This is a genomic window from Brevundimonas sp. TWP1-3, assembly GCF_049896085.1.
Lineage (GTDB): Bacteria > Pseudomonadota > Alphaproteobacteria > Caulobacterales > Caulobacteraceae > Brevundimonas.
Genome location: NZ_JAFCTP010000001.1, coordinates 689949 through 710226 on the forward strand (window position 1 = coordinate 689949; position 20278 = coordinate 710226).

Here is a 20278-nt window from a genome sequence, read left to right on the forward strand (position 1 = left end):
ACATCGCGAGGCCCGCGCGCGCTCCTGCCGCGCGGTTGTGACGGAGTTCCGCTCGGGGCCGGCGATCCGCTGCAACCTGTGCTGTTGTGCTGCGTTTGTCGGTCGAGACCTTAACCTTGACCGGAGATCCGCCATGACGATCCGAACCAAAGCCTTGATGGCGGCTGTCGCCGCCCTGACCTTGGGCGCCGCCGCCTGCACCGAGACCGAGCAGGAAAAGACCGAAGCCCATGCCGAAGCCGCCGCCGACAAGACGGCGGATGTGGCGTCGCGCGCCGGTGAGGTGATCGAGGGTGGGGCGATGAAGGCGGCCCAGGCCGTCGAGACCGGGGCCGGCAAGGTCGCCGACAAGCTGGAAGGCGAACAGGCCGAAGCGGCCGCTGAAGGCAAGCCCGGCGCGATCAATCCCGCCACGGACCAACGCGTTCCGGTCGATAACTAAAGCACGGATCAGGCGGGAGGCGGTGAGCTGCCTTCCGCCAGCACCGCGTCGATCAGGGCGCGGGCCTGGGGGCTGGACCAGTCCGCCTCGCCGGCCATGGTGGCGCGGATACGGCCCTGGCGATCCAGGATGATCGTCTGCGGCATGGCGCCCTTGCCCGGAAACTCGAACGGCAGCTGGAAACGGATGTCGCTGTAGAAGGGCAGGGGGGCGTGGTCGTCGAGAAAGCGTCTGGCGTCGGCCGCCGCTTCGGGCGTGGCGTCCACATTGATCGGCAGGACCACCAGATCCTCGTTCGCCTCATAGGCTTTCGCCAGGGCCTGAAGCGTCGGCATCTCCGCCTTGCATGGCGCGCACCACATCGCCCACAGGTTCACGACCACCACCTTGCCCTCGAAGGCCGAAAAGCGGACGGCGGTGCCGGTGCGGTCGCGGAAGGCGTATTCGGGGGCCGTCTTGGCATCTGCCGGGGTCGAAAGCGCCGCAAGGGGACCTACGGCGAACCGCGCCAGGTCGCTTTTTGGCGTCGCGGCGGCCGTTGCGGCCTCTTCGACTTGCGCCTTCTGGCGATGATTGGCGTATAGCGACATCGCCATGCCGCCGGCGCCGGCGATGGTGCTGACGACGACGACCGCGCCGACGACCGCCCAGATCGCCTTTCTAGAGCCGCTCATGACTGAATCCACCTCTTCCGACGCCAAGCCATCTGGCGGTTCGACTGCGCCGGTGAAGCCCGCGGGTCAAGACATGTGGGGCGGACGCTTTTCGTCGCGCCCCGCCGAAATCATGCAGGCGATCAACGTCTCCATCGGCGTGGATCAGCGGCTGTGGCGCCAGGATCTGGCGGGGTCGCGCGCCCACTGCCGCATGCTGGCCAAACAGGGCATCATCCAGCAGGCGGACGCCGAGGCCATCCTGGGCGGGCTGGACGCCATCGAATCCGAGATCGAGGCCGGCACCTTCCCCTTCCGCGACCAGTTCGAGGACATCCACATGAATGTGGAGGCGCGCCTGAACGAACTGATCGGCAAGCCGTCGGGCCGCCTGCACACGGCGCGCAGCCGCAACGACCAGGTTGCCGTCGATTTCCGCCTTTGGGTGCGCGACGCCTGCGATCGTTCGGTCGCCCAGTTGAAGGCCTTGCAGGCCGCCCTGCTGGCGCGCGCCGAACAGCATGCGGGCGACCTGATGCCCGGCTTCACCCATTTGCAGACGGCCCAGCCCGTGACCCTGGGTCACCACCTGATGGCCTATGTCGAGATGTTCGGCCGCGATGCGGGGCGCTTCAACGACGCGCGCGCCCGGATGAACGAAAGCCCGCTGGGCGCCGCGGCCCTGGCCGGTTCGCCCTTCCCCATTGATCGCCAGATGACGGCGGCGGCGCTTGGCTTCGACCGGCCGATGGCCAACTCGCTGGATGCGGTCTCGGACCGGGACTTTGCGCTGGAGAGCCTGGCCGCCGCCTCGATCACGGCGGGGCATCTGTCGCGTTTGGCCGAGGAGATCGTAATCTGGATGACGCCGATGTTCGGCTTCGCCTCCCTGCCGGACGACCTGACGACCGGGTCGTCGATCATGCCGCAGAAGCGCAATCCCGACGCGGCCGAACTGGTGCGGGCCAAGACCGGCCGGATCCTGGGCTCGCTGGTCGCCCTGTCGACGGTCATGAAGGGTCTGCCGCTGGCCTATTCCAAGGACATGCAGGAGGACAAGCCGCCGGTGTTCGAGGCCTTCGACGCCCTGGACCTGGCCCTGGTCGCCATGACCGCGATGGTGTCGGCGCTGCAGCCCAATACGGAACGCATGGCCCAGGCGGCAGGCGCGGGCTTCTCGACCGCGACGGACCTGGCCGACTGGCTGGTGCGCGAGCTGAACCTGCCGTTCCGCAAGGCGCACCATGTGACGGGGGCGGCGGTGAAGCGGGCGGAGACCCTGGGGGTGGACCTGTCGCAATTGCCGCTGGAAGAAATGCAGAAACTGGAGCCGGGGATCACCGAAGCGGTTTACAAGGTGCTGACCGCCCAGGCTTCCTGCGAAAGCCGTCAAAGCTATGGGGGAACCGCGCCGGAACAGGTCCGTGCGCGTATCGCCGACTGGAGAGCCCGCCTGTGAAAAAGATCCTGATCCTTGCGGGCGCGCTCGCCCTGCTTACCTCGGCTTGCGGTCGCATGGCCGATCTGGAATCGCCGGTGCGCGAGACCGAGCGTGCGCCGCGCGACAGCCGCGCGCCGCATCTGCCCGAGCCGGCGACCATGAACCGCCCGTCCAGCAGCGTGCCGATCGACGGCGGGCCTTCGAACCCCATCGGCGCCGGCGCCGCCCAGAACGACCCGCGCTAGCCTTGCACCATTTCGACCTGAAGGACGGCGCCCTGTATGCCGAGGGCGTGCCGCTGGAGCTGATCGCGGACGAGGTCGGCACGCCGGCCTATGTCTATTCGACCGCGACGCTGAAGCGGCACTACGGCCTGCTGCGCGCCGCCGCCGATGCGCATCGCGATGCGTTGGGCGAGGCGCTGATCGCCTTTGCGGTCAAGGCCAACTCCAACCTGTCGGTGCTGGCGACCCTGGCCAAGCTGGGCTCGGGCGCCGACACCGTGTCCGAGGGTGAAATCCGCCGTGCGCTGGCGGCAGGCGTGCCGTCCGACCGGATCATCTTTTCCGGCGTGGGCAAGACCGATGTGGAAATGGCCTTCGCCATCAGCGTCGGCGTGCGTCAGATCAATATCGAGTCCGGTGCGGAGCTGGACCGGCTGATCGCCATCGCGGCCATGATGGACACCTCTCCGGCCATCGCCGTGCGCGTCAATCCCAACGTCGGCGCGGGCGGTCACGCCAAGATCACCACGGGCGGCAAGGGCGACAAGTTCGGCGTGCCGGTCGAGGAGGCGATGGGGCTGTACGCGCGCGCCTCGGCCTCGCCCCATGTCACGCCGGTGGGGCTGGCTTGTCATATCGGCAGCCAGATCACCGATTTGGCCCCGCTGGAGGCCGCCTTCACGGTGCTGGCTCAGATGACGCGGGACCTGCGGGCTCAGGGTCATGCCGTGACGCGGCTGGACCTGGGCGGTGGGCTGGGCGTGCCCTATTCCGGCGGGACCGAACCGCCGTCGCCGGCCGACTATGTCGCCATGGCCGCGCGGGTTTTGAACGGGCTGGACGTCGAGGCGGCGTTCGAGCCGGGGCGGCTGCTGGCCGCCAACGCCGGCGTGCTGCTCAGCCAGGTGATCCAGGTCAACGAACGCTCGGACGGGCGACGCTTCCTGGTGCTGGACGCGGCGATGAACGACCTGATGCGGCCAGCGCTGTACGACGCCTTCCACGACATCCAGCCGGTCAATCCGCGCGGCGGTGCGCGCCTGCCGCACGATGTGGTCGGGCCGGTGTGCGAGACCGGCGACACCTTCGCGCGCGACCGCGAGCTGCCGCCGCTGGAGGCCGAGGACTTGATCGTCTTCACCGGGGCGGGGGCTTACGGCGCGGTGATGTCGAGCGAATACAACAGCCGGCCTCTGGTCCCCGAAGTTCTGGTGGACGGCGATCAGTGGGCCGTGATCCGGCCGCGCCCGACATATGAGGAAATGCTGGACCGCGAGCCGTTCGCCGACTGGCTTTAGGCGAGAATCCCTCTCGACCGTTATAAAGTAACACGCTATAGGGCCGGTCATGTCCCCCGGTCCCGAACAGTCCGTCATGCTTTCGCTGCTGGGGGGCGGCTTCGTCGCGGCCTTTCTGCATGCGGCCCTGCCGACCCACTGGCTGCCCTTCACCCTGGTCGGACGGGCGCAAGGCTGGCGACCGTCGCGGATCCTGATGGCAGTGACGGCGGCGGGCCTGGCCCATATCGCCACGACGGCGGTGGTCGGCGGCCTGATCGTGGCGGCGGGCCTGGCGCTGGATCAATGGATCGAGGGGGTGTTGCCGCATCTGGCGGCGGTGCTGCTGTTCCTGTTCGGCGCCTTCTATCTGGCGCGCGCGACCTTGCGTCGGCCGGCCGTGGCCGGTGGTCCCGCCCTGGAAACTTCAGAGCCGGCGGTGTCGGACAAGGCGGCCTTCCTGGGCCTGATCGCGATGATGGCGGTGTCGCCGGGCGAAGTGTTGTTGCCCATCTATCTGTCCTCGGCCTCGGCGGGCATCGGCGCTCTTGCGATGCTGACGGTGGTGTTTGCGGTCGGCACCATCGCCGGCATGGCGACATTCACGGCCCTGGCCAGCGCCGGCGCCTCGATCCTGCGGCTGGAACGGTGGGCGAGGTATGAGGGGGCGGTGCTGGGCGTGGCCCTGATCGCGCTTGGCCTCGTCGTCGCCATGCATCAGCACTGAGGCGATATTACATGATAACATTCAATGCGTTATCATGTATCAGCTTGGCTGTTGCGCCAAACGGCGTATAGGCGAGCCATGAACGCCGCGCACGACCACGCCGATCACGACCATGACCACGATCACTCGGATCATGGGCACGGCCATTCACACGGCCATCATGGGCACAGCCACGGTCATGGGCACGGGCATGGCGGACACAGCCACGGCCCGGTGGATACCGGCGACTGGCGCTACGCCGTCGGTCTGGTCGTCAATCTGCTGTTCGTGGCGTGCGAGTTCGGCGCGGGGCTGATCGCGGATTCCACGGCGCTGCTGGCTGACGCCGGACATAATCTGTCGGACGTGCTGGGCCTGGCCATGGCGGGCGGCGCGGCCTGGCTGGCGCGGCGCGGCGCGCATGGGGCGGCGGGCGGTCGGCGGACCTATGGGTTCGGCAAGGCGACGGTTCTGGCGGCCCTGGGCAATGCGCTGCTGCTGATTTTCGCCTGCGGGGCCATCGCTTTCGAGGCGGTGCGCCGCTTCAACGAGCCGGCGCCGGTCGGGTCGGGCGTCATCATGGCGGTGGCGGGCATCGGCTTCGTCATCAACCTGGGCACCGCGCTTCTGTTCATGAAGTCGCAGCACGACCTGAATGCGCGCGGCGCCTATCTGCACATGATGGCCGACGCCGGGGTGTCGCTGGGCGTGGTGGCGGCGGGGGGCTTGATCATGCTGACCGGCTGGTCCGTGGTCGATCCCCTGGTCAGCCTGGCGATCGTGGTCGTGATCCTGTGGTCCACCTGGGGCCTGCTGAAGGATTCCGTCAACCTGGCCATGGACGGCGCCCCGACGGGCGTGGACGTGCCGGCGCTGGAAAAGGCGCTGGTCGCCCTGCCGGGCGTGCGGGCGGTGCATGATCTGCACGTCTGGGGCCTGTCCACGACCGAGACGGCTCTGACGGCGCATCTGGTTCACGACCGTCTCGATACGGCGGCTTTGATTTGCGAGGCCCAGGCCGTGGCGAAACGTTACACCATCGGCCACACGACGCTGCAGCTGGAGAATGAGCCGCTGCCGGATTGTCCGGGCTGCTGACCCTCTACGCCTGGGCGAAGGTCAGGGGCGCGCCCCAGAACTGGGACACCATCTCCGACTGGGGGCCGGCCTGGCCGGTGGTCAGGAAATCGCGGCGGCCGCTGTCGCCCAGGTCATATTCGGGGTGCGCCTTGAAATAACGCTCCAGCGCATCGGCGACCGCCTTGGGCTGTTCGATTAGCGCCGTTCCCGCCGGCAGGGCCTGGGCGAACAGTTCGGCGACGATCTCGTAGTGGGTGCAGCCCAGTATGGCCTTGTCGGGATGGCGACCGATGCGACGGCGCAGGGCGTCGACGTGGTCGTCGATCACCACCTTCAACTCTTCGCGCGGGGCGCCCAGCTCGATCAGGCCCGCCAAGCCGGGGCAGGGTTCGGAGAAGACGGCGATATCCTCGCGCCGCTTGTCGATCTCGATCTCGTAGACGCGGCTGATGGCCGTGGCGGCGGTGCAGAAGACGCCGGTGATGGCGATGGAGGCGACCTTCTCGCCCTCCTGCGGCCGCTCGGCCTCGAAGCTCCAGGGCTTGCCGGTCGCGGCCTCGATGGTGGGCACGATGATGCCCAGGATGTTGACCGGGCGGCCCAGCCGTTCGCGCAGACCCGGCAGCCAGGTCTGTTGCAGGCGGCGAAGGGCGATGGCGCTGGCGGTGTTGCAGGCCAGGACGACCACGGAGGCGCCGGCGTCGAATAGCCGCTCGCACCCCGTCTTTGTCAGTTCGACGATATCCTCGCCGCTGCGCCCGCCATAGGGGGCGTGGGCCTGATCGGCCAGATAGATGAAGTCCCGCGCAGGGAAACGCCGTGTCAGTTCGCGGTGAACGGTCAGACCGCCCACGCCGGAGTCGAAAACGCCAATAGCCATGGGCGCGCTTTAGAGCAGTGCGACGACGTATCCAACCGGATTGCCGAGAAGATTACCGTCCCGTCAGGTGACGGGGCCGTCCGGTGCGCCTAAGTGTGTGGGCAATCATGATCTTCTTTCGGAGCATTCCATGCATAGACGCCAGCTTCTCATCGCGGGCGGCAGCCTGATGGCCCTGTCGGCCTGCGCCTCGACGGGGGCCTCCACCGGCGTCGCGTCGGGCGGGTCCGCAGCCGCCCCGTCGGCCGCCAGCCTGGTCGAGGAAGCGCGCATCGCCCGCGCCGTCCTGCCGACCCAGACGCCGCGTGCGGAGCTGCTTCAGCCGTGGACCGGCTCCTATGACGGCGTGCCGCCGTTCGACAAGGTGACGCCGGCCAAGCTGCGCGAAGCCATGCTGGAAGGCATCGAACTGCAACGCGCAGACATCGCCGCCATCGCCAACAACCCCGAGGCCCCGACCTTCGCCAACACCATGACGGCGCTGGAACTGGCCGCCGAGCCGCTGGATCGGGCGTCCAACATCTATGGCGTCATGACGTCGAACATCGGCGGCGAGGCCTTCGACGCTCTCGATACCGAACTGTCGCCGATCCTGTCGGCCGCCTCGGACGAGATCACCTTCAACGAGAAGCTGTTCCTGCGGGTCAAGACCGTCGCCGACACCGCCGACGCGGCGGGCCTGAGCGCCCAGCAGAAACGTCTGGCCGAGCGTCGCCGCGACGCCTTCATCCGCTCGGGCGCCAATCTGGACGCGGCCGGCAAGGCTGAGTTGGGCCGGATCAACACCGCCCTGTCCAACGCCTTCACCCGCTTCGGCCAGAAGGTCGTCGCCGACGAGAACGCCTGGACCCTGATCCCGAACGAAGCCGGTCTGGCGGGCCTGCCCGATTCCAACAAGGCCGCCGCTGCGGGCGCCGCCCGCAGCCGCAACCTGCAGGGCTGGGCCATCCTGAACACGCGTTCGTCGGTGGATCCCTTCCTGACCTTCGCCGACGACCGGGCGCTGCGCGAACAGGTCTGGAAGAAGTTCGTCAACCGCGGCGACAACGGCGACGCCAACGACACCAACTCGACCATCGCCGAGATCGTCAAGCTGCGCGACCAGCGCGCCAAGCTGCTGGGCTACCGCAACCATGCCGAACTGCGCATGCAGGACACCATGGCCAAGACGCCTGCGGCGGCTCAGGCCCTGATGGATCGCGTCTGGGCGCCGGCCAAGGCCCGCGTCGCCGAAGAGGTCGCCGACATGAAGGCGATCGCCGGTTTCGACATCGAGCCCTGGGACTACCTCTACTTCGCCGAGAAGGTCCGTAAGGCCAAGTACGACCTGGATCAGAACCAGCTGAAGCCCTATTTCGAGCTGAACGCGGTGCGCGCCGGCTCCTTCGCCATGGCCGAGCGCCTGTACGGCTTCAAGTTCACCAAGCTTCCCAAGGGTTCGGTCCCGACCTTCGAGCCGGACGTCGAGGTCTATGAGTTGCACGACAAGGCCACCGGCAAGTTGATCGGCCTGTACTACACCGACGACTACGCCCGTCCGGGCAAGCGTTCGGGCGCCTGGATGACCACCTATCGGTCATTCTCGACGCTGGACGGCTCCAAGGTGATCCTGGGCTCGAACAACAACAACTTCACCAAGCCCGAGCCGGGCGAGCCCGTCCTGATCTCGCTGGATGACGCCGAGACCCTGTTCCACGAGTTCGGCCACACCCTGCACTACTATTCGTCGAACGTGACCTATCCGTCGTTCGGCAATACGCCGCGCGACTTCGTCGAATATCCGTCGCAGGTCCACGAGCACTGGGTGCTGAGCCGCCCGATCCTGGACGGCTATCTGAAACACTATCAGACGGGCGCGGCCATGCCGCAGGCGCTGGTGAACAAGATCGAGGCCGCCGCCACCTTCAACCAGGGCTATGCGACGGTCAGCTATCTGTCCTCGGCCATCGTGGACATGGACCTGCACACGCAAGCCACGCCGCCGACCGAAATCGACGCCTTCGAAAAGGCCAGCCTGGCGCGGATCGGCATGCCCAAGGAGATCGTGATGCGGCACCGCCTGCCGCAGTTCAACCACCTATTCACGTCGGATGGCTATTCGGCGGGCTACTACAGCTACCTCTGGTCCGAGACGATGGACGCCGACACCTGGGCCTATTTCGAGGAGTCGGGCGACGTGTTCAACCCGGACATCGCCGGCCGCTTCAAGTCGATCATGCTGGCGCCGGGCAACACCACCGACCGAGCGGAAGCCTATCGCGCCTTCCGCGGTCGAGACCCGGACGTGGCGGCTCTGCTGAAGGTCCGGGGCTTCCCGGTATCTTGATCCTAGGGACTACCGCCCTTTGGGCGACTTGAGGCCCGGAAAGCGGCTTTGGCTTTGTGAAATGGGACGCCGTCGGATCATCGGTCCGGCGGCGTCCTGCGTTTCAGGCCTCGAAGGCGACGCGACCGCGCGCATATTCGGTGCGGGCGCGTTCGGGCAGGAGAGACATGGCTTCGTCTCGCACCTTGTCCATGCAGCTCAGGCGTTCGACGGGCAGGCGGCCGGTGCACAGATTTCGCGCGACATGTCGGACGCGGGCGTCGAACTCTGTCACGCCGGCGCGGCTCGACAGGTCGAGGTCCCCGTAGGAGATGCGGGCTTCGATGGGAGCGGAGGAGATTGCGCCGGCGGCGAGGAAGGCGGCGGTCGTCAGAGAGGCGAGTCCGAGCATGATCCTGGTTCCATTTTTCCGCCCTTTGTTGTCCGGGGCAGGGAAAGGTGACGCTGGATCGGATCGAAACGGCGAAGCTTCCGAGGCCGAAAGGCGGCGCTTTCATAATTCGACGTCATGACATTTTGGTCAGGATCGACGCCTGGACGAACACGTGGGTGCGTCAGGTGCTTCAACTGGGGCCGTTCAGCCTCTAAGTCAGGGCTGGGCATCGGCCTGCTGGAGATTTTATGACCGTCGTCGCCTCCTATGTCTATCGCGACGGCCAGCGCGTGCGCGAGGCGCCGTTGACACCCGAGGGGCTGGCGCTCGAACCGGGAGAGTTCGTCTGGGTGGGCCTGTACGATCCGACGGACGCCGAGATCGATGTCCTGGTCGAACGGTTCAAGCTGCACCCGCTGGCGGTCGAGGACGCTCTGGCCGCGCACCAGATGCCCAAGGTCGAGGTTTATGGCCGCGAACTGTTCGTGGTCGCCCGCACGGCGCTGAAGATCGACGATCGCATCGCCTATGGCGAGACCCACGTCTTCGTCGGCGACGACCACGTGGTCAGCATCCGCCACGGCTCGGCGCGGGCGCACAATCTGTTGCGGGCGCAGCTGGAGGCGTCGCCGCTACAGCTCAAGAAGGGGCCGGACTTCGTCCTGCACGGCATTCTGGACTTCATCGTCGACGCCTATGCTCCCATCGTCGACGACGCCGAGGACAGCGTGCTGGAGATGGAGCAGCGCACGCTGGACGCCTTCCTGTCGCGGGTCGAGATTCGGCGCCTGTTCACCCTGCGCCGCGAACTGTTGAAGTTCCGGCGCATCCTGGGGCCGATGGAGGAGGTGGCGGGGCGTCTGCAGTCGCTGGACCTGCCCTGTATCGACCCCGACGTGCGGCCCTATTTCAGGGACGTGAGCGACCATGTGCGGCGGGTGAACAGCCGGCTGGGCGGGCTGAACGACATCCTGTCGTCGGTGTTCGAGGTCGCCAATCTGCTGGAGCAGCAACGCCAGGGCCTGATCACACGCAAGCTGGCCGCCTGGGCCGCCATCCTGGCCGTGCCGACGGCCATCGCCGGCATCTACGGCATGAACTTCGAGCACATGCCGGAACTGCGCTGGGAATACGGATACTATTCGGTCCTGGGCGTCATCGCCGCCATTTGCGCGGCCCTGTACGTGACGTTCAAGCGGACGAAGTGGCTGTAGTCACCCGCTGTTCCTCAATCCCGCCGCCACGCCGTTGATGGCCAGCAGGATGCCCTCGCGGACGCGGGGGTCGTCGTCGCCGGCGCGGCGGCGGCGGATCAGCTCGATCTGGACGTGGTTCAGCGGCTCGACATAGGGCATGCGCAGGCGGATCAGCCGGTCCAGCTCGGGCTGGCCGCCCAGAAGGGCGTCGTGGCCGGTGATCGCCAGGATGGCGTCATGGGTGCGCTGCCATTCCTCGCGGATCTCGCCATAGATGCGTGAGGCCAGAGAGGCGTCGGGGACCAGGGTGGCGTAGCGGCGGGCGATGGTCATGTCGGACTTGGCCATGACCATCTCCATGTTCTGGACCAGGGTCTTGAAGAAGGGCCAGGCCTCGGCCATCGCCTTCAGCTGGCCCATGTCCTGGCCCTGCACCGCCGAGCCGAAGCCGAACCAGCCGGGCAGCATGACCCGGCTCTGCGACCAGCTGAACACCCAGGGAATGGCGCGCAGGTCCTCGATCCGCGTCGAGGCGGTGCGCGACGACGGGCGCGAGCCGATCTTCAGGTCGGCGATCTCGGCGATGGGGGTGGCGGCGCGATAATAGTCGACGAAGCCGTCGGTCTCATAGACCAACTGGCGATAGGCGGCCATCGAACGGGCCGACAGGTCCGACAGGGTGGCGCCGTGCTCGGCGGTGAAGGCGTGATCCGTCCCCTTGCCCAGCGAGGCCAGCATGGCGCCGCAGGTCAGGGCGTCCAGATTGCGCAGGGCGATCTCGGGCTCGCCGTATTTGTTGGCGATGACCTCGCCCTGTTCGGTGGTGCGGATGCGGCCCTGGACCGTGCCTTCCGGCTGGGCCAGCACGCCGGCGAAGGACGAGCCGCCGCCCCGCCCTACCGTGCCGCCGCGACCATGGAACAGCTGCAGCTTCAAGCCATGTTTCTGCGTCACCTCGACCAGGGCGCGCGAGGCCTCGTGCAGTTCCCAGCCCGAGGTCAGGTAGGAGCCGTCCTTATTGGAGTCTGAATAACCGATCATCACCTCCTGCACCCCGCGCGCCTTGGCGACGGCGAGGGCGGACGGTTCCTGAAGCAGTCGCTCAAGGGTCGGACGGGCGGCGCGCAGATCTTCGATGGTCTCGAACAGGGGGGCGGCCTGGATCGGGCATGCGGCGGGGTCTTCGGGGCGATAGAGACCGACCTCCTTGAGCAGCAGATAAACCTCCAGCAGGTCCGAGGCCGCATCGGTCTTGGACACGATATGGGTGCGGATGGCCTGGGGTCCGAAGGCGGCGAGCGAGGCCGCGGCGGCCTGAAGGATGGCGCGCTCCTTCAGCGTCTCCGGCTCGTAGTCGGCATAGGGGCTGAACAGCAGGCGCGACGAGGCCAGTTCCTCGGCCAGCACCTTCAGCCGTCCCTCCTCGTCCAGCGCCAGATAGTCGGACTGGACGCCTGCGACCTTGAGGAGGTCGGCGACGACGCGTTCGTGGACGTCGGCGTTCTGGCGCATGTCCAGGGTCGCCATGTGGAAGCCGAACACCTCGACCGCCGTGATCAGGTCGCTGAGCCGGTCGTCGACGAAGACGCCGCCATGGTGCGAGACCAGGCTGTCGTGCAGGGTCTTCAGGTCGGCCTCGAAGGCGTCGGGACCGGGATAGGGCTGGGCCTCGACGGCTGGACGACGCGGGGCGGGGGCGTCCCCCAGCTTCTGGTGCGTGGCGGCGAGACGGGCGTAGACGCCGGTCAGGGCGCGGCGATACGGCTCGTCCGCGCGGTGGGGCGAGGGATCGTGGGCGGCGTCGGCCAGCGCCTGAAGTTCAGGCGACACCTGGGCCAGTTCGGCGGCGAGGCTGAGCTCGGCGCCCAGGGCGTGGACCTCCTCCAGATAGAAGGTCAGCACCGCCCGCGCCTGGGTGCGGAAGGCGGCGGCCATGACCGTGGCGTCCACATTCGGATTTCCGTCGCGGTCGCCGCCGACCCAGGTGCCGACCCGCATGAAGGGCTTGAGGTCCGGCGCGTCCAGCAGCCGACGCCAGGCCGACAGCTGCTTGGGGGCGACGTGCAGGAAGATGCGGTCGAGGAAGGAGACGACGGTGTCGATCTCGTCCTGCACCACCAGCCCCTGGGTGCGGACCAGGCGTGTGGCCCACAGGATGACGATCTGGCGGCGCAGCGGCTCTGACACAGCGTCGAGCGTGCAGGCGTCGCCGGCCTTGTCGCAGGCGTCCAGCAGGTCGGTGATGGCGGCGATGCGGTCGATGACGCTCTTTCGGCGCACCTCGGACGGGTGGGCGGTCAGGACGGGCGAGATCAGGGACTGGTCCAGCAGGGCGCGCACGGCCTCGCGGTCCACGCCCTGATCGGCTAACCGCTTCAGCGCGCCTTCGGGGGTGTCGGGCCGGGCGCCGGCCTCGGCCTGGCTCTGGGCCCGCCTGCGGGTCGAGCGGTCCTCGGCGATATTGGCCAGCAGGGAGAACAGGGCGAAACCGTGCGCCAGCCCGGCCGCCTGATCCACGGACATGGCGGTCAGCAGCTTCTCCAGACGTTTGGCGGGATGCGAGGCCGGGTCGCGGTGATAGGCGATGGAGGCCTGACGCACCGCCTCGACGTGGTCGAACAGGGCCTGTCCGCCCTCGTCGCGGATGATGTCGCCCAGAAGCCCGCCCAGCAGTCGGACTTCGTCGCGCAGGGCGTCGTCGGCGGCAGGGCTCATCATGTAGAATATCCTTGGTCGGCACGGGGAGATCGGCATCTGGAAGTGCGAATGCGCCCGCGTCAACGCACGATCCGTGACAGCCGCCCCCAGAAATCCCCACCGAGATCATGGTGAACCGGCCGTTAGGGTTTCTTAACCGGCGCGGAGCGATGATGCGGGCCTAGGATTCCAGATCGGTTCCGTCCTTGCCCATGTTCGCCAAACGCCAATCCGCCCTCGCCGCCGCCGCCGGAGCCGCTCCGCGTGCAAAGGACGGCCCGAGCCTGACGCCTGTCATCAACGCCCTGAAGAAGCCGCCGGTCGTGGCGGGCCTCGCCGGGCTGTTCCTGCTGAGCACCAGCGCCCTGTTCCTGACGGTGCTGGGCGATCCCAAGGCCGGCACGCCCTCGGCCCATGTCGCGCTGGAGCGCGAAGCCCCCGCGCCGCAAGCGCCGGCGCCGACCGGCTTCGAGGCCTTCTCCATGGGGGCGATGGGGCTTTATCAGAACCTGGCAGGCGGCGGGGATGCCGCCACGGGCGGCGAGGCCATGATCACTCTGCCGGACGGCGGCAGCGTCTCGGGCGGCGGTGCGGCCTACACCGCGCCGGTCCATGCCGCCTCGCCCCTGGCCAAGGCGCCGATCGCGGGCCTGTCGCAGCCGGGCCCGAATGGCGTCCTGCCGGTGATCGCGCCTGACGGCCGCGTCCCGGCCCAGGCCTATGCCCGACCCTTCCGCCCGAACGGCAAGCCGCGCGTGTCGCTGATCGTCGGCGGTCTCGGCTTGAATGCGGTGACGACCCGCGCGGCCATCGAACGCCTGCCGCCGGAAGTGACGCTCAGCTTCGTGCCCTATGCCGATAACCTGCAATCCTGGATCGACCAGGCGCGGGCGCAGGGCCATGAGGTCATGCTGGAAATGCCGATGGAGCCGACCGGCTATCCCGACAACGATCCCGGTCCCTATACGCTGCTGGCAGACGGCGGCGCGGACGACGTCGGCGCCAAGATGGACTGGCTGCTGGGCCGGGCCACCGGCTATTTCGGCGTGACCAACTATCTGGGCGACCGCTTCTCAAGCTCGGACACGGGCATGAACGCCTTCCTGGGGATCCTGCGTCAGCGCGGCGTCGCCTTCCTGGACGACGGCTCGTTCCAGCGCCGTCCAGGCGCCTGGGCGCGGGCCAGCGCGGACCGTGTCATCGACCGGATCCAGTCGCCGGCCGCCATCATCGCCGCCCTGAACGGTCTGGAGGCCCAGGCCAAGCTGCGCGGCTCAGCCCTGGGGACCGGCTTCAGCTATCCGGTGACGGTCGAGGCCGCCGCCCGCTGGACCGCCGGTCTGGAACAGCGCGGCCTGCAACTGGCGCCCGCCTCGTCCATGTCGATGCGGCCGGGGCGCTAGTGGCCGATCTCCACGCCTATCGGCCCAATGTCGGGGTCGTGCTGTTCAATCGCGACGGCCTGGTCTGGTACGGCCAGCGCCACGCCACGCCCGGCCCGCATAACTGGCAGTTCCCGCAAGGGGGCGTCGATGCGGGCGAGGATCTGGAAGACGCCGCCCGGCGCGAACTGCGCGAGGAAACCGGCGTGACCTCGGTCGAGCTGCTGGCGCGCACCGACGACTGGGTCCTGTACGACTTTCCGCCCGAGGCCATGAACAACGCCAAGGCCTGGCGCGGCTTCAAGGGCCAGAAGCAGCAGTGGTTCGCCTTCCGCTTCACCGGCGACGAGGCCGAGATCGATCTGGCGGCCGACGACGACGTCGAGTTCGACGCCTGGCGCTGGGGCCCGTTGTCGGACGCCTGCGATTTGATCGTGCCGTTCAAGCGGCCGGCCTATGAACAGGTCGTCGCCGCCTTTTCGCATCTGGCATAGAAAAAGGGCGGCGCGAACGCCGCCCTTCAGAGTTCGCCTTGAAACGGCTTAGGCCGCTTCGGCCTTGTTTTCAGCCTTGCCTTCGATCAGGGGCTGGCCGGCGCCGATCTCGATGCGGCGGGGCTTCAGCGCCTCGGGCAGTTCGCGCTTCAGCGAAATCGACAGCAGGCCGTTGACCAGGTTCGCGTCGGTGACGACGACGTAGTCTGCCAGCTGGAAGCGGCGCTCGAAGTCGCGCTCGGCCAGGCCGCGATGCAGATAGGTCTTCTGTGTCGCGGTATCGTCGTTGGCGGTCTTGCGGCCGGTCACGGTAAGCAGGTTTTCCTTCACCTCGATATTCAGCTCGTCAGGGCCGAAGCCGGCGACGGCGATCTCGATGCGATAGGCGTTCTCGCCCGTGGTCTCGATATTGTAGGGGGGATAGCCCGTGTCCTGGCTGGTCGTGCGCGAGGCGCTTTCCAGCAGATTGGCCAGACGGTCGAAGCCGACGGCTGAACGGTACAGCGGGGTGAAATCATAGGTACGCATCAGCATCCTCCTGAGGATCAGCAAGGTTGAGCCGTCCGGCGGTTTGGCCCGGACGGTAGGGATGCAGTCCGACGACCCGAAACCGGCGTCGTCAGTCTGGAGAACCCGAAATCGGCGCTCTCGGGAGAAGAGATGGTGACCTGCAAAACCGCGTCAAGGGCGCGGCGTGGAGGATTTTGATTGCGTCAAATTGGCCGGCGTCTCGCGAACGTCATTTGCTCGGGCGCCGCGCCTGCCTATGGAGGAGGACCTGAACCCGGAGCCCCTGATCATGCGCCCTGCCGTCTTCGGCCTTGCCGCCGTCCTGCTGTCCGCCGTCCCTGCTGTCGCCCAACAGTCGCCCCAGACCGAAGGCGCCTGGACGCCGCCGCGCTCGGCCCTGTCCAGCGCCCTGCCGACCTTCGCCGAGGACACGGCCTTGCAGGCCGCAGTCGCCGCCGAGACCCGGCCCGCCGCCGACCGCGCGCGCGACGTCTATCGCCACCCTTACGAATCCCTGACCTTCTGGGGCCTGACGCCGGGCATGACGGTGGTGGAGATCGAGCCGGGCGGCGCCAGCTGGTGGCGGCACATTCTGGAGCCCTATGCGGCGGCGACCGGCGGTCGCTATGTGCCCGTCAACCGGCCGCTGGAAGACATGGGCGTGGCCGAGGGCAGCGCGGACTTCATCCTGGTGGCGCGCGCCTTCCACAACTGGTCGCGGAACGACCGGACCCAGCCCTATCTCCAGGCCTTCTTCAAGGCGTTGAAGCCGGGCGGCGTCCTGGCCGTCGAACAGCACCGCAGCGCCGAGGGGCTGAACGTCGCCGACGTGGCCTCGACCGGCTATGTGCCGGAAAGCTATGTGATCCACGAGGCCCGCAACGCCGGCTTCGTGCTGGAGGCGCGCAGCGAGCTGAACGCCAATCCCAAGGACGATCACGACCATCCGTTCGGCGTCTGGACCCTGCCGCCCATCCGCCAGTCGGCGGCGCGCAACGATCCGTCGGGCCGCACCCTGACGCCCGAGGAACGGGCCGCCTTCGACGCCGTCGGCGAGAGCGACCGGATGACCCTGCGGTTCCGCAAGCCGGAATAGCCGGAATAGGGGTTCGCGTTTTGACCGGGCCCGCGAACCCCATTAAGCCCAATCCGCCAAGGTGTGTCGGACGCGGGTCCCGATGTCTGCGGGAGTGTTGAATGGCTGATTGTCTTGCGAGCGCGGGCGGATTGTCGCGTCGGTTCCTGCTGAGCGGCGCTGCGGCGCTGGCTTTGACCGGCGTGGCGGCTTGCGGACGCAAGGACGAGGCCGCAAAGGCGCCCGAGGCGCCGCCCACGCCCGCCGGCCCGGCGGAAGGTTCGCTGGAATGGGCGGTCGAGGGATCCTGGCGCTCGGCCCAGGACAAGGCGCGCGACGCCTTCCGCCATCCGATGGAGACCCTGCGGTTCTTCGGCCTTCAGCCGCGGATGACGGTGGTGGAATTCTGGCCCGGCAGCGGCTGGTACACCGAAATCCTGGCCCCGTATCTGGCCAAGGGGGCGGGAACCTATGTCGCCGCCTTGTTCCCGGAAGGGCCGACCGCCGATCCGGCCCAGGCCGTGCTGAACGCCGCCTTCCGCACGCGGTTTTCCAGCGACAAGAAACTGTATGGCGAGCCGCAGTTCACGGTGTTCGGCGCGGAGTCCGGCCCGGTGACCGCAGCAGCGGGGACGGCGGAACTGTGCCTGTTCATGCGCACCCTGCACGGCTGGATGGCGGCGGGCATCGTCGAAAAGGCCTTCTATGACGCCTTCGCCGCGCTGCGGCCGGGCGGCATATTGGGGATCGAGCAGCACCGGCTGTCGCCGGAAGAGGATCAGGATCCGGTCGCCGCCAACGGCTATGTCCAGGAGGCCTTCGTGCGCCAGTTGGCGGCCGAGGCGGGCTTCGTCTTCGTCGCGGCGTCGGAGATCAACGCCAATGAGGCAGACACCAAGGACCATCCGTTCGGCGTCGATACGCTTGCGCCCACGCGCCTGACGGCGCCGCGCGGGGAACCCGCCGATCCCGCCTTCGACCGATCCAAATACGAGGCGATCGGCGAGAGCGATCGCATGACCTTGAAGTTCAGGAAGCCCGAGTGAACCGCGCCCAAGCCTTCGCCGCCAACGCCCCCCTGATGGGGGTTCCCGGCGCCGCCTCGCCCCCCGGCGGCAAGGGCGACTGGTTCCGCGGCGCGGGCGGAATGCGCCTGCGCGCCGGCTTGTGGAAGCCGTCGCACCTGAGCGCGGACAAGGTGCGCGGTACGGTGGTGCTCAGCCCCGGTCGCACCGAGCCGATCGAGAAATACTACGAGGTCATCGGCAACTTCCTGGCGCGCGGCTGGTGCGTGCTGAGCCATGACTGGCGAGGCCAGGGGCTGTCGGCGCGCCTGCTGCCCGACCGGTTGAAGGGTCACGCCCGCGCGGTCGAGGAGTTTCTGGACGACTATAACCGCCTGCTGAACGCCTATGAGGACCAGTGCCCCAAGCCCTGGATCATGGTGGGGCATTCGATGGGCGCCTGCCTGAACCTGCTGACCCTCGAAAGCGGCGAGGATCGGTTCGCGGGCGCGGTCCTGTCCAGCCCCATGCTGCGCATCAAGACCGGCAAGCGCTCGATGTGGTCGGTCAAGCTGGTGGTGCGCTGGAACATCCGCCACGGCCAGGCGGGCGATTACATCCTGGGCGATCCCGACGATCCGTTCGACCACAACTTCGCCGAGGACGCCCTGACCTCGGACGAGAGCCGATACGAGACCTGGCGCCAGCAGCTGTACGCCTGCCCGCACCTGGCCATCGGCGGCCCGACCTACGGCTGGCTGGCCTTTGCGCTGGACGCCGGCGAGCGGGCGCTCAAGCCCAAGGCGTTGAAATCGGTAAAGGCGCCGGTCGTCATCGTCCAGGCCGACGCCGACGACGTGGTGTGGAAACAGACGAACCGCTGGGCGGCCAAACGCATCCCTCGCGGCCGCTATGTCGAGGTGGCTGGGGCCAAGCACGAGGTCATCATGGAGGCCGACGACCTGCGCGCCGTCTTCCTGAACGAGTTCGACGCCGTGGCCGACATGGTCGCCCCGACAGCGGATGCGGTCACTGACCCGTCGGCGCGGACGGTGGACGTGACGGCCAGCTAACGTCTCAGGCCGCAGTTTCGGTGCGCCAGCGCCGATCGATCGTCTGGGTTATGCCGCACAGCTGGAGAAAGGCCACTGCAACGCCGTCGCCTGTCTCCGCCTTGACCAGCAGCGGCAGGACCAGCCACTCGCGCGGGAACCGCATCACCATCACGTCGTCGCTGGCGCGCAGATGGGGGCAGTATTTCATGGAGCGATCGACGCAGCGGCGATGCAGGGGCGCGATCGAGCCGGCGTCGATCATCACCCGGTCGTCGGCGATGTCGGCGCGAACCTGGCCGCCGCGCGCCCTGAGCTGGCCGGCGCATCGCCGTGCAGCGATCTGGGTCCAGCGATCGCTCTCTTTGGTCGGTTCGCCGCACATCGGGCACAACATGCGCGCGACCGTGAGACGCTGTCGGACGAGGTGGTTCTTCGAATATTGCGGCTTACCGCTGCCGGGATCGCTGGCCTGCATCAGGGCAAGGCATCCGCCGACGGTCCGGCATGGCGCAGCGCCTATAATTGCTTCGCCGCTCCAGCTCGTGACCCAAGGCACGTCGACGCCCACAACCAGTTTCGACGGCCCAGGCATCAAGATCGTTCCCTAACTGCGAGCACCCTGACGCCGTCTCTCGACCTGCGTCAATATGCACCAGTCGAGGTACTCAGACCGCCGCGCGTTTCAGGGTCACCAGGGCCTGATCAATCAAACGGGCGTCGCCGACGGCGAGGATCTGGCCGTTGTCGTCCGGCACCGCGCCGCGCCAGTTGACGACCTTGCCGCCTGCGGCCTCGATCACGGGGACCAGGGCGGACCAGTCCCAGGGTTTCAGGCTGGTCTCGGCGACCAGGTCCATCTTGCCCGCCGCCACCATCGCATAGGCATAGGCGTCGCAGCCTAGGCGGGCCAGCCGGGCGGTGGCGCGGACCTGGGTCCAGGCGCCCAGTTCGGCGCCGTTGAAGATGTCGGGGTCGGTGGTCGAGATGACGGCTTCGGTCAGTTTCTCGCATGACCGCACGGCGAGCGGCGTCTGGGTCTCGCCGCGCAGCAGCCGCGCGCCGGACGGGCCGCCGATGAAGATCTCGTCCAGATAGGGCTGGGCGATGACGCCGACCGTGGGGCGCGCCTCCTGGCGCAGGGCGATCAGGGTGGTCCATAGCGGCAGGCCCGAGATGAAGGCGCGGGTGCCGTCGATGGGGTCCAGCACCCAGACATGCTCGGCGTCGGGCCGGTCCTGGCCGTATTCCTCGCCGATGACGCCGTGGTCGGGATAGCGGGCGGCGATCAGGCGGCGGATGGCGGCCTCGGCCTGTTTGTCGGCCTCGGTGACCGGGTCGAAGCCGGCGGCGCCGCCCTTGTCCTCATGCCCGATGTCCGAGCGGAAGAAGGGCAGGGTGACGCGCGCGGCTTCGCGCGCCAGTTCGATGGCGAAGGCTTCGTATTCGGTCATGAGGCTCCCATA

The 20278-nt window shown here is 67.9% G+C and carries 20 protein-coding genes; 13 read left to right on the plus strand and 7 right to left on the minus strand.

Going from position 1 to position 20278, the window contains the following annotated elements; genetic code table 11:
- Positions 1 to 133: 133 nt before the first annotated feature.
- Positions 134 to 442 (plus strand): hypothetical protein, encoded by a 309-nt coding sequence (locus ACP693_RS03465; protein WP_425986553.1) that lies wholly within the window; start codon positions 134 to 136, stop codon positions 440 to 442.
- 8 nt (positions 443 to 450) lie between these two features.
- Here ACP693_RS03465 and ACP693_RS03470 read toward each other — a convergent pair whose 3' ends face one another.
- Positions 451 to 1116: a TlpA family protein disulfide reductase gene (locus tag ACP693_RS03470; RefSeq protein WP_426018942.1), complete on the minus strand. Its 666-nt coding sequence runs from the start codon at positions 1114 to 1116 to the stop codon at positions 451 to 453.
- Here ACP693_RS03470 and argH point away from each other — a divergent pair.
- From argH to ACP693_RS03495, 5 genes are all read left to right on the plus strand, one after another.
- Positions 1115 to 2554, plus strand: a complete 1440-nt coding sequence (gene argH / locus ACP693_RS03475; protein WP_426018940.1) for an argininosuccinate lyase — start codon at positions 1115 to 1117, stop codon at positions 2552 to 2554. The genes ACP693_RS03470 and argH overlap by 2 nt on opposite strands.
- Entirely contained in the window at positions 2551 to 2781 is a 231-nt protein-coding gene (locus ACP693_RS03480) for a hypothetical protein (protein WP_426018938.1), read from the plus strand. Before argH ends, ACP693_RS03480 begins: the two co-directional genes overlap by 4 nt.
- Positions 2782 to 2783: 2 nt before the next feature.
- Positions 2784 to 4058, plus strand: a complete 1275-nt coding sequence (gene lysA / locus ACP693_RS03485; RefSeq protein WP_426018937.1) for a diaminopimelate decarboxylase — start codon at positions 2784 to 2786, stop codon at positions 4056 to 4058.
- A gap of 49 nt (positions 4059 to 4107) precedes the next feature.
- The gene (locus ACP693_RS03490) at positions 4108 to 4764 is read left to right on the plus strand and encodes a hypothetical protein (protein WP_425986545.1); all 657 of its coding nucleotides are present in this window, start codon (positions 4108 to 4110) and stop codon (positions 4762 to 4764) included.
- A 78-nt stretch (positions 4765 to 4842) separates the two neighbouring features.
- Positions 4843 to 5841, plus strand: a complete 999-nt coding sequence (locus ACP693_RS03495; RefSeq protein WP_426018935.1) for a cation diffusion facilitator family transporter — start codon at positions 4843 to 4845, stop codon at positions 5839 to 5841.
- A gap of 4 nt (positions 5842 to 5845) precedes the next feature.
- Here ACP693_RS03495 and ACP693_RS03500 read toward each other — a convergent pair whose 3' ends face one another.
- Entirely contained in the window at positions 5846 to 6703 is an 858-nt protein-coding gene (locus tag ACP693_RS03500) for an aspartate/glutamate racemase family protein (protein WP_346495658.1), read from the minus strand.
- Between the two features lie 130 nt (positions 6704 to 6833).
- On the opposite strand from ACP693_RS03500, the gene ACP693_RS03505 reads away from it, so the two are divergent.
- Positions 6834 to 9029 carry a M3 family metallopeptidase gene (locus tag ACP693_RS03505; RefSeq protein WP_426018934.1) on the plus strand — a complete coding sequence of 732 codons (2196 nt, stop codon included), beginning with the start codon at positions 6834 to 6836 and terminating at the stop codon, positions 9027 to 9029.
- 103 nt (positions 9030 to 9132) lie between these two features.
- Here ACP693_RS03505 and ACP693_RS03510 read toward each other — a convergent pair whose 3' ends face one another.
- Positions 9133 to 9420, minus strand: a complete 288-nt coding sequence (locus tag ACP693_RS03510) for a UrcA family protein (protein WP_425986537.1) — start codon at positions 9418 to 9420, stop codon at positions 9133 to 9135.
- Positions 9421 to 9650: 230 nt separating this feature from the next.
- Here ACP693_RS03510 and ACP693_RS03515 point away from each other — a divergent pair, with 230 nt between their 5' ends.
- On the plus strand, positions 9651 to 10616 hold the full coding sequence (locus tag ACP693_RS03515) for a magnesium and cobalt transport protein CorA (RefSeq protein ID WP_426018932.1): 966 nt from the start codon (positions 9651 to 9653) through the stop codon (positions 10614 to 10616).
- Here ACP693_RS03515 and ppc read toward each other — a convergent pair whose 3' ends face one another.
- The gene (gene ppc, locus ACP693_RS03520; protein WP_426018931.1) at positions 10617 to 13316 is read right to left on the minus strand and encodes a phosphoenolpyruvate carboxylase; all 2700 of its coding nucleotides are present in this window, start codon (positions 13314 to 13316) and stop codon (positions 10617 to 10619) included.
- 191 nt (positions 13317 to 13507) lie between these two features.
- On the opposite strand from ppc, the gene ACP693_RS03525 reads away from it, so the two are divergent.
- Together ACP693_RS03525 and ACP693_RS03530 are read left to right on the plus strand one after the other, a co-directional pair.
- Positions 13508 to 14698 (plus strand): divergent polysaccharide deacetylase family protein, encoded by a 1191-nt coding sequence (locus ACP693_RS03525; RefSeq protein ID WP_426019637.1) that lies wholly within the window; start codon positions 13508 to 13510, stop codon positions 14696 to 14698.
- On the plus strand, positions 14698 to 15171 hold the full coding sequence (locus ACP693_RS03530; protein WP_426018929.1) for an RNA pyrophosphohydrolase: 474 nt from the start codon (positions 14698 to 14700) through the stop codon (positions 15169 to 15171). The genes ACP693_RS03525 and ACP693_RS03530 overlap by 1 nt, the downstream gene beginning before the upstream one ends.
- Positions 15172 to 15219: 48 nt before the next feature.
- Here ACP693_RS03530 and ACP693_RS03535 read toward each other — a convergent pair whose 3' ends face one another.
- On the minus strand, positions 15220 to 15699 hold the full coding sequence (locus tag ACP693_RS03535) for an Hsp20 family protein (RefSeq protein WP_426018927.1): 480 nt from the start codon (positions 15697 to 15699) through the stop codon (positions 15220 to 15222).
- A 271-nt stretch (positions 15700 to 15970) separates the two neighbouring features.
- Here ACP693_RS03535 and ACP693_RS03540 point away from each other — a divergent pair, with 271 nt between their 5' ends.
- The 3 genes from ACP693_RS03540 (at position 15971) to ACP693_RS03550 (ending at position 18833) form a co-directional block, all read left to right on the plus strand.
- Positions 15971 to 16777, plus strand: coding sequence for a class I SAM-dependent methyltransferase (locus tag ACP693_RS03540; protein WP_426018926.1), 807 nt, complete (start codon positions 15971 to 15973; stop codon positions 16775 to 16777).
- A gap of 101 nt (positions 16778 to 16878) precedes the next feature.
- Positions 16879 to 17802, plus strand: a complete 924-nt coding sequence (locus ACP693_RS03545; protein ID WP_426018924.1) for a class I SAM-dependent methyltransferase — start codon at positions 16879 to 16881, stop codon at positions 17800 to 17802.
- The gene (locus ACP693_RS03550) at positions 17799 to 18833 is read left to right on the plus strand and encodes an alpha/beta fold hydrolase (RefSeq protein ID WP_426018923.1); all 1035 of its coding nucleotides are present in this window, start codon (positions 17799 to 17801) and stop codon (positions 18831 to 18833) included. Before ACP693_RS03545 ends, ACP693_RS03550 begins: the two co-directional genes overlap by 4 nt.
- Before the next feature lie 4 nt (positions 18834 to 18837).
- Here the strand turns inward: ACP693_RS03550 and ACP693_RS03555 are convergent, their stop codons facing one another.
- Together ACP693_RS03555 and hisN are read right to left on the minus strand one after the other, a co-directional pair.
- Positions 18838 to 19290 (minus strand): hypothetical protein, encoded by a 453-nt coding sequence (locus tag ACP693_RS03555; protein ID WP_426018921.1) that lies wholly within the window; start codon positions 19288 to 19290, stop codon positions 18838 to 18840.
- A gap of 190 nt (positions 19291 to 19480) precedes the next feature.
- Positions 19481 to 20266 (minus strand): histidinol-phosphatase, encoded by a 786-nt coding sequence (hisN, locus tag ACP693_RS03560; RefSeq protein WP_426018920.1) that lies wholly within the window; start codon positions 20264 to 20266, stop codon positions 19481 to 19483.
- Positions 20267 to 20278: the final 12 nt, after the last annotated feature.

What these genes read in the sequence shown, in the direction of transcription:
- hisN (WP_426018920.1), bottom strand. Translation starts at nt 20,266, where the DNA reads ATGACCGAATACGAAGCCTTCGCCATCGAACTGGCGCGCGAAGCCGCG.
- ACP693_RS03490 (WP_425986545.1), top strand. Translation starts at nt 4,108, where the DNA reads ATGTCCCCCGGTCCCGAACAGTCCGTCATGCTTTCGCTGCTGGGGGGC.
- ACP693_RS03495 (WP_426018935.1), top strand. Translation starts at nt 4,843, where the DNA reads ATGAACGCCGCGCACGACCACGCCGATCACGACCATGACCACGATCAC.
- ACP693_RS03510 (WP_425986537.1), bottom strand. Translation starts at nt 9,420, where the DNA reads ATGCTCGGACTCGCCTCTCTGACGACCGCCGCCTTCCTCGCCGCCGGC.
- argH (WP_426018940.1), top strand. Translation starts at nt 1,115, where the DNA reads ATGACTGAATCCACCTCTTCCGACGCCAAGCCATCTGGCGGTTCGACT.
- ACP693_RS03555 (WP_426018921.1), bottom strand. Translation starts at nt 19,290, where the DNA reads ATGCAGGCCAGCGATCCCGGCAGCGGTAAGCCGCAATATTCGAAGAAC.
- ACP693_RS03540 (WP_426018926.1), top strand. Translation starts at nt 15,971, where the DNA reads ATGCGCCCTGCCGTCTTCGGCCTTGCCGCCGTCCTGCTGTCCGCCGTC.
- ACP693_RS03465 (WP_425986553.1), top strand. Translation starts at nt 134, where the DNA reads ATGACGATCCGAACCAAAGCCTTGATGGCGGCTGTCGCCGCCCTGACC.
- ACP693_RS03545 (WP_426018924.1), top strand. Translation starts at nt 16,879, where the DNA reads ATGGCTGATTGTCTTGCGAGCGCGGGCGGATTGTCGCGTCGGTTCCTG.
- ACP693_RS03515 (WP_426018932.1), top strand. Translation starts at nt 9,651, where the DNA reads ATGACCGTCGTCGCCTCCTATGTCTATCGCGACGGCCAGCGCGTGCGC.
- ACP693_RS03505 (WP_426018934.1), top strand. Translation starts at nt 6,834, where the DNA reads ATGCATAGACGCCAGCTTCTCATCGCGGGCGGCAGCCTGATGGCCCTG.
- ACP693_RS03470 (WP_426018942.1), bottom strand. Translation starts at nt 1,116, where the DNA reads ATGAGCGGCTCTAGAAAGGCGATCTGGGCGGTCGTCGGCGCGGTCGTC.
- ACP693_RS03500 (WP_346495658.1), bottom strand. Translation starts at nt 6,703, where the DNA reads ATGGCTATTGGCGTTTTCGACTCCGGCGTGGGCGGTCTGACCGTTCAC.
- ACP693_RS03535 (WP_426018927.1), bottom strand. Translation starts at nt 15,699, where the DNA reads ATGCGTACCTATGATTTCACCCCGCTGTACCGTTCAGCCGTCGGCTTC.
- ACP693_RS03525 (WP_426019637.1), top strand. Translation starts at nt 13,508, where the DNA reads ATGTTCGCCAAACGCCAATCCGCCCTCGCCGCCGCCGCCGGAGCCGCT.
- ppc (WP_426018931.1), bottom strand. Translation starts at nt 13,316, where the DNA reads ATGATGAGCCCTGCCGCCGACGACGCCCTGCGCGACGAAGTCCGACTG.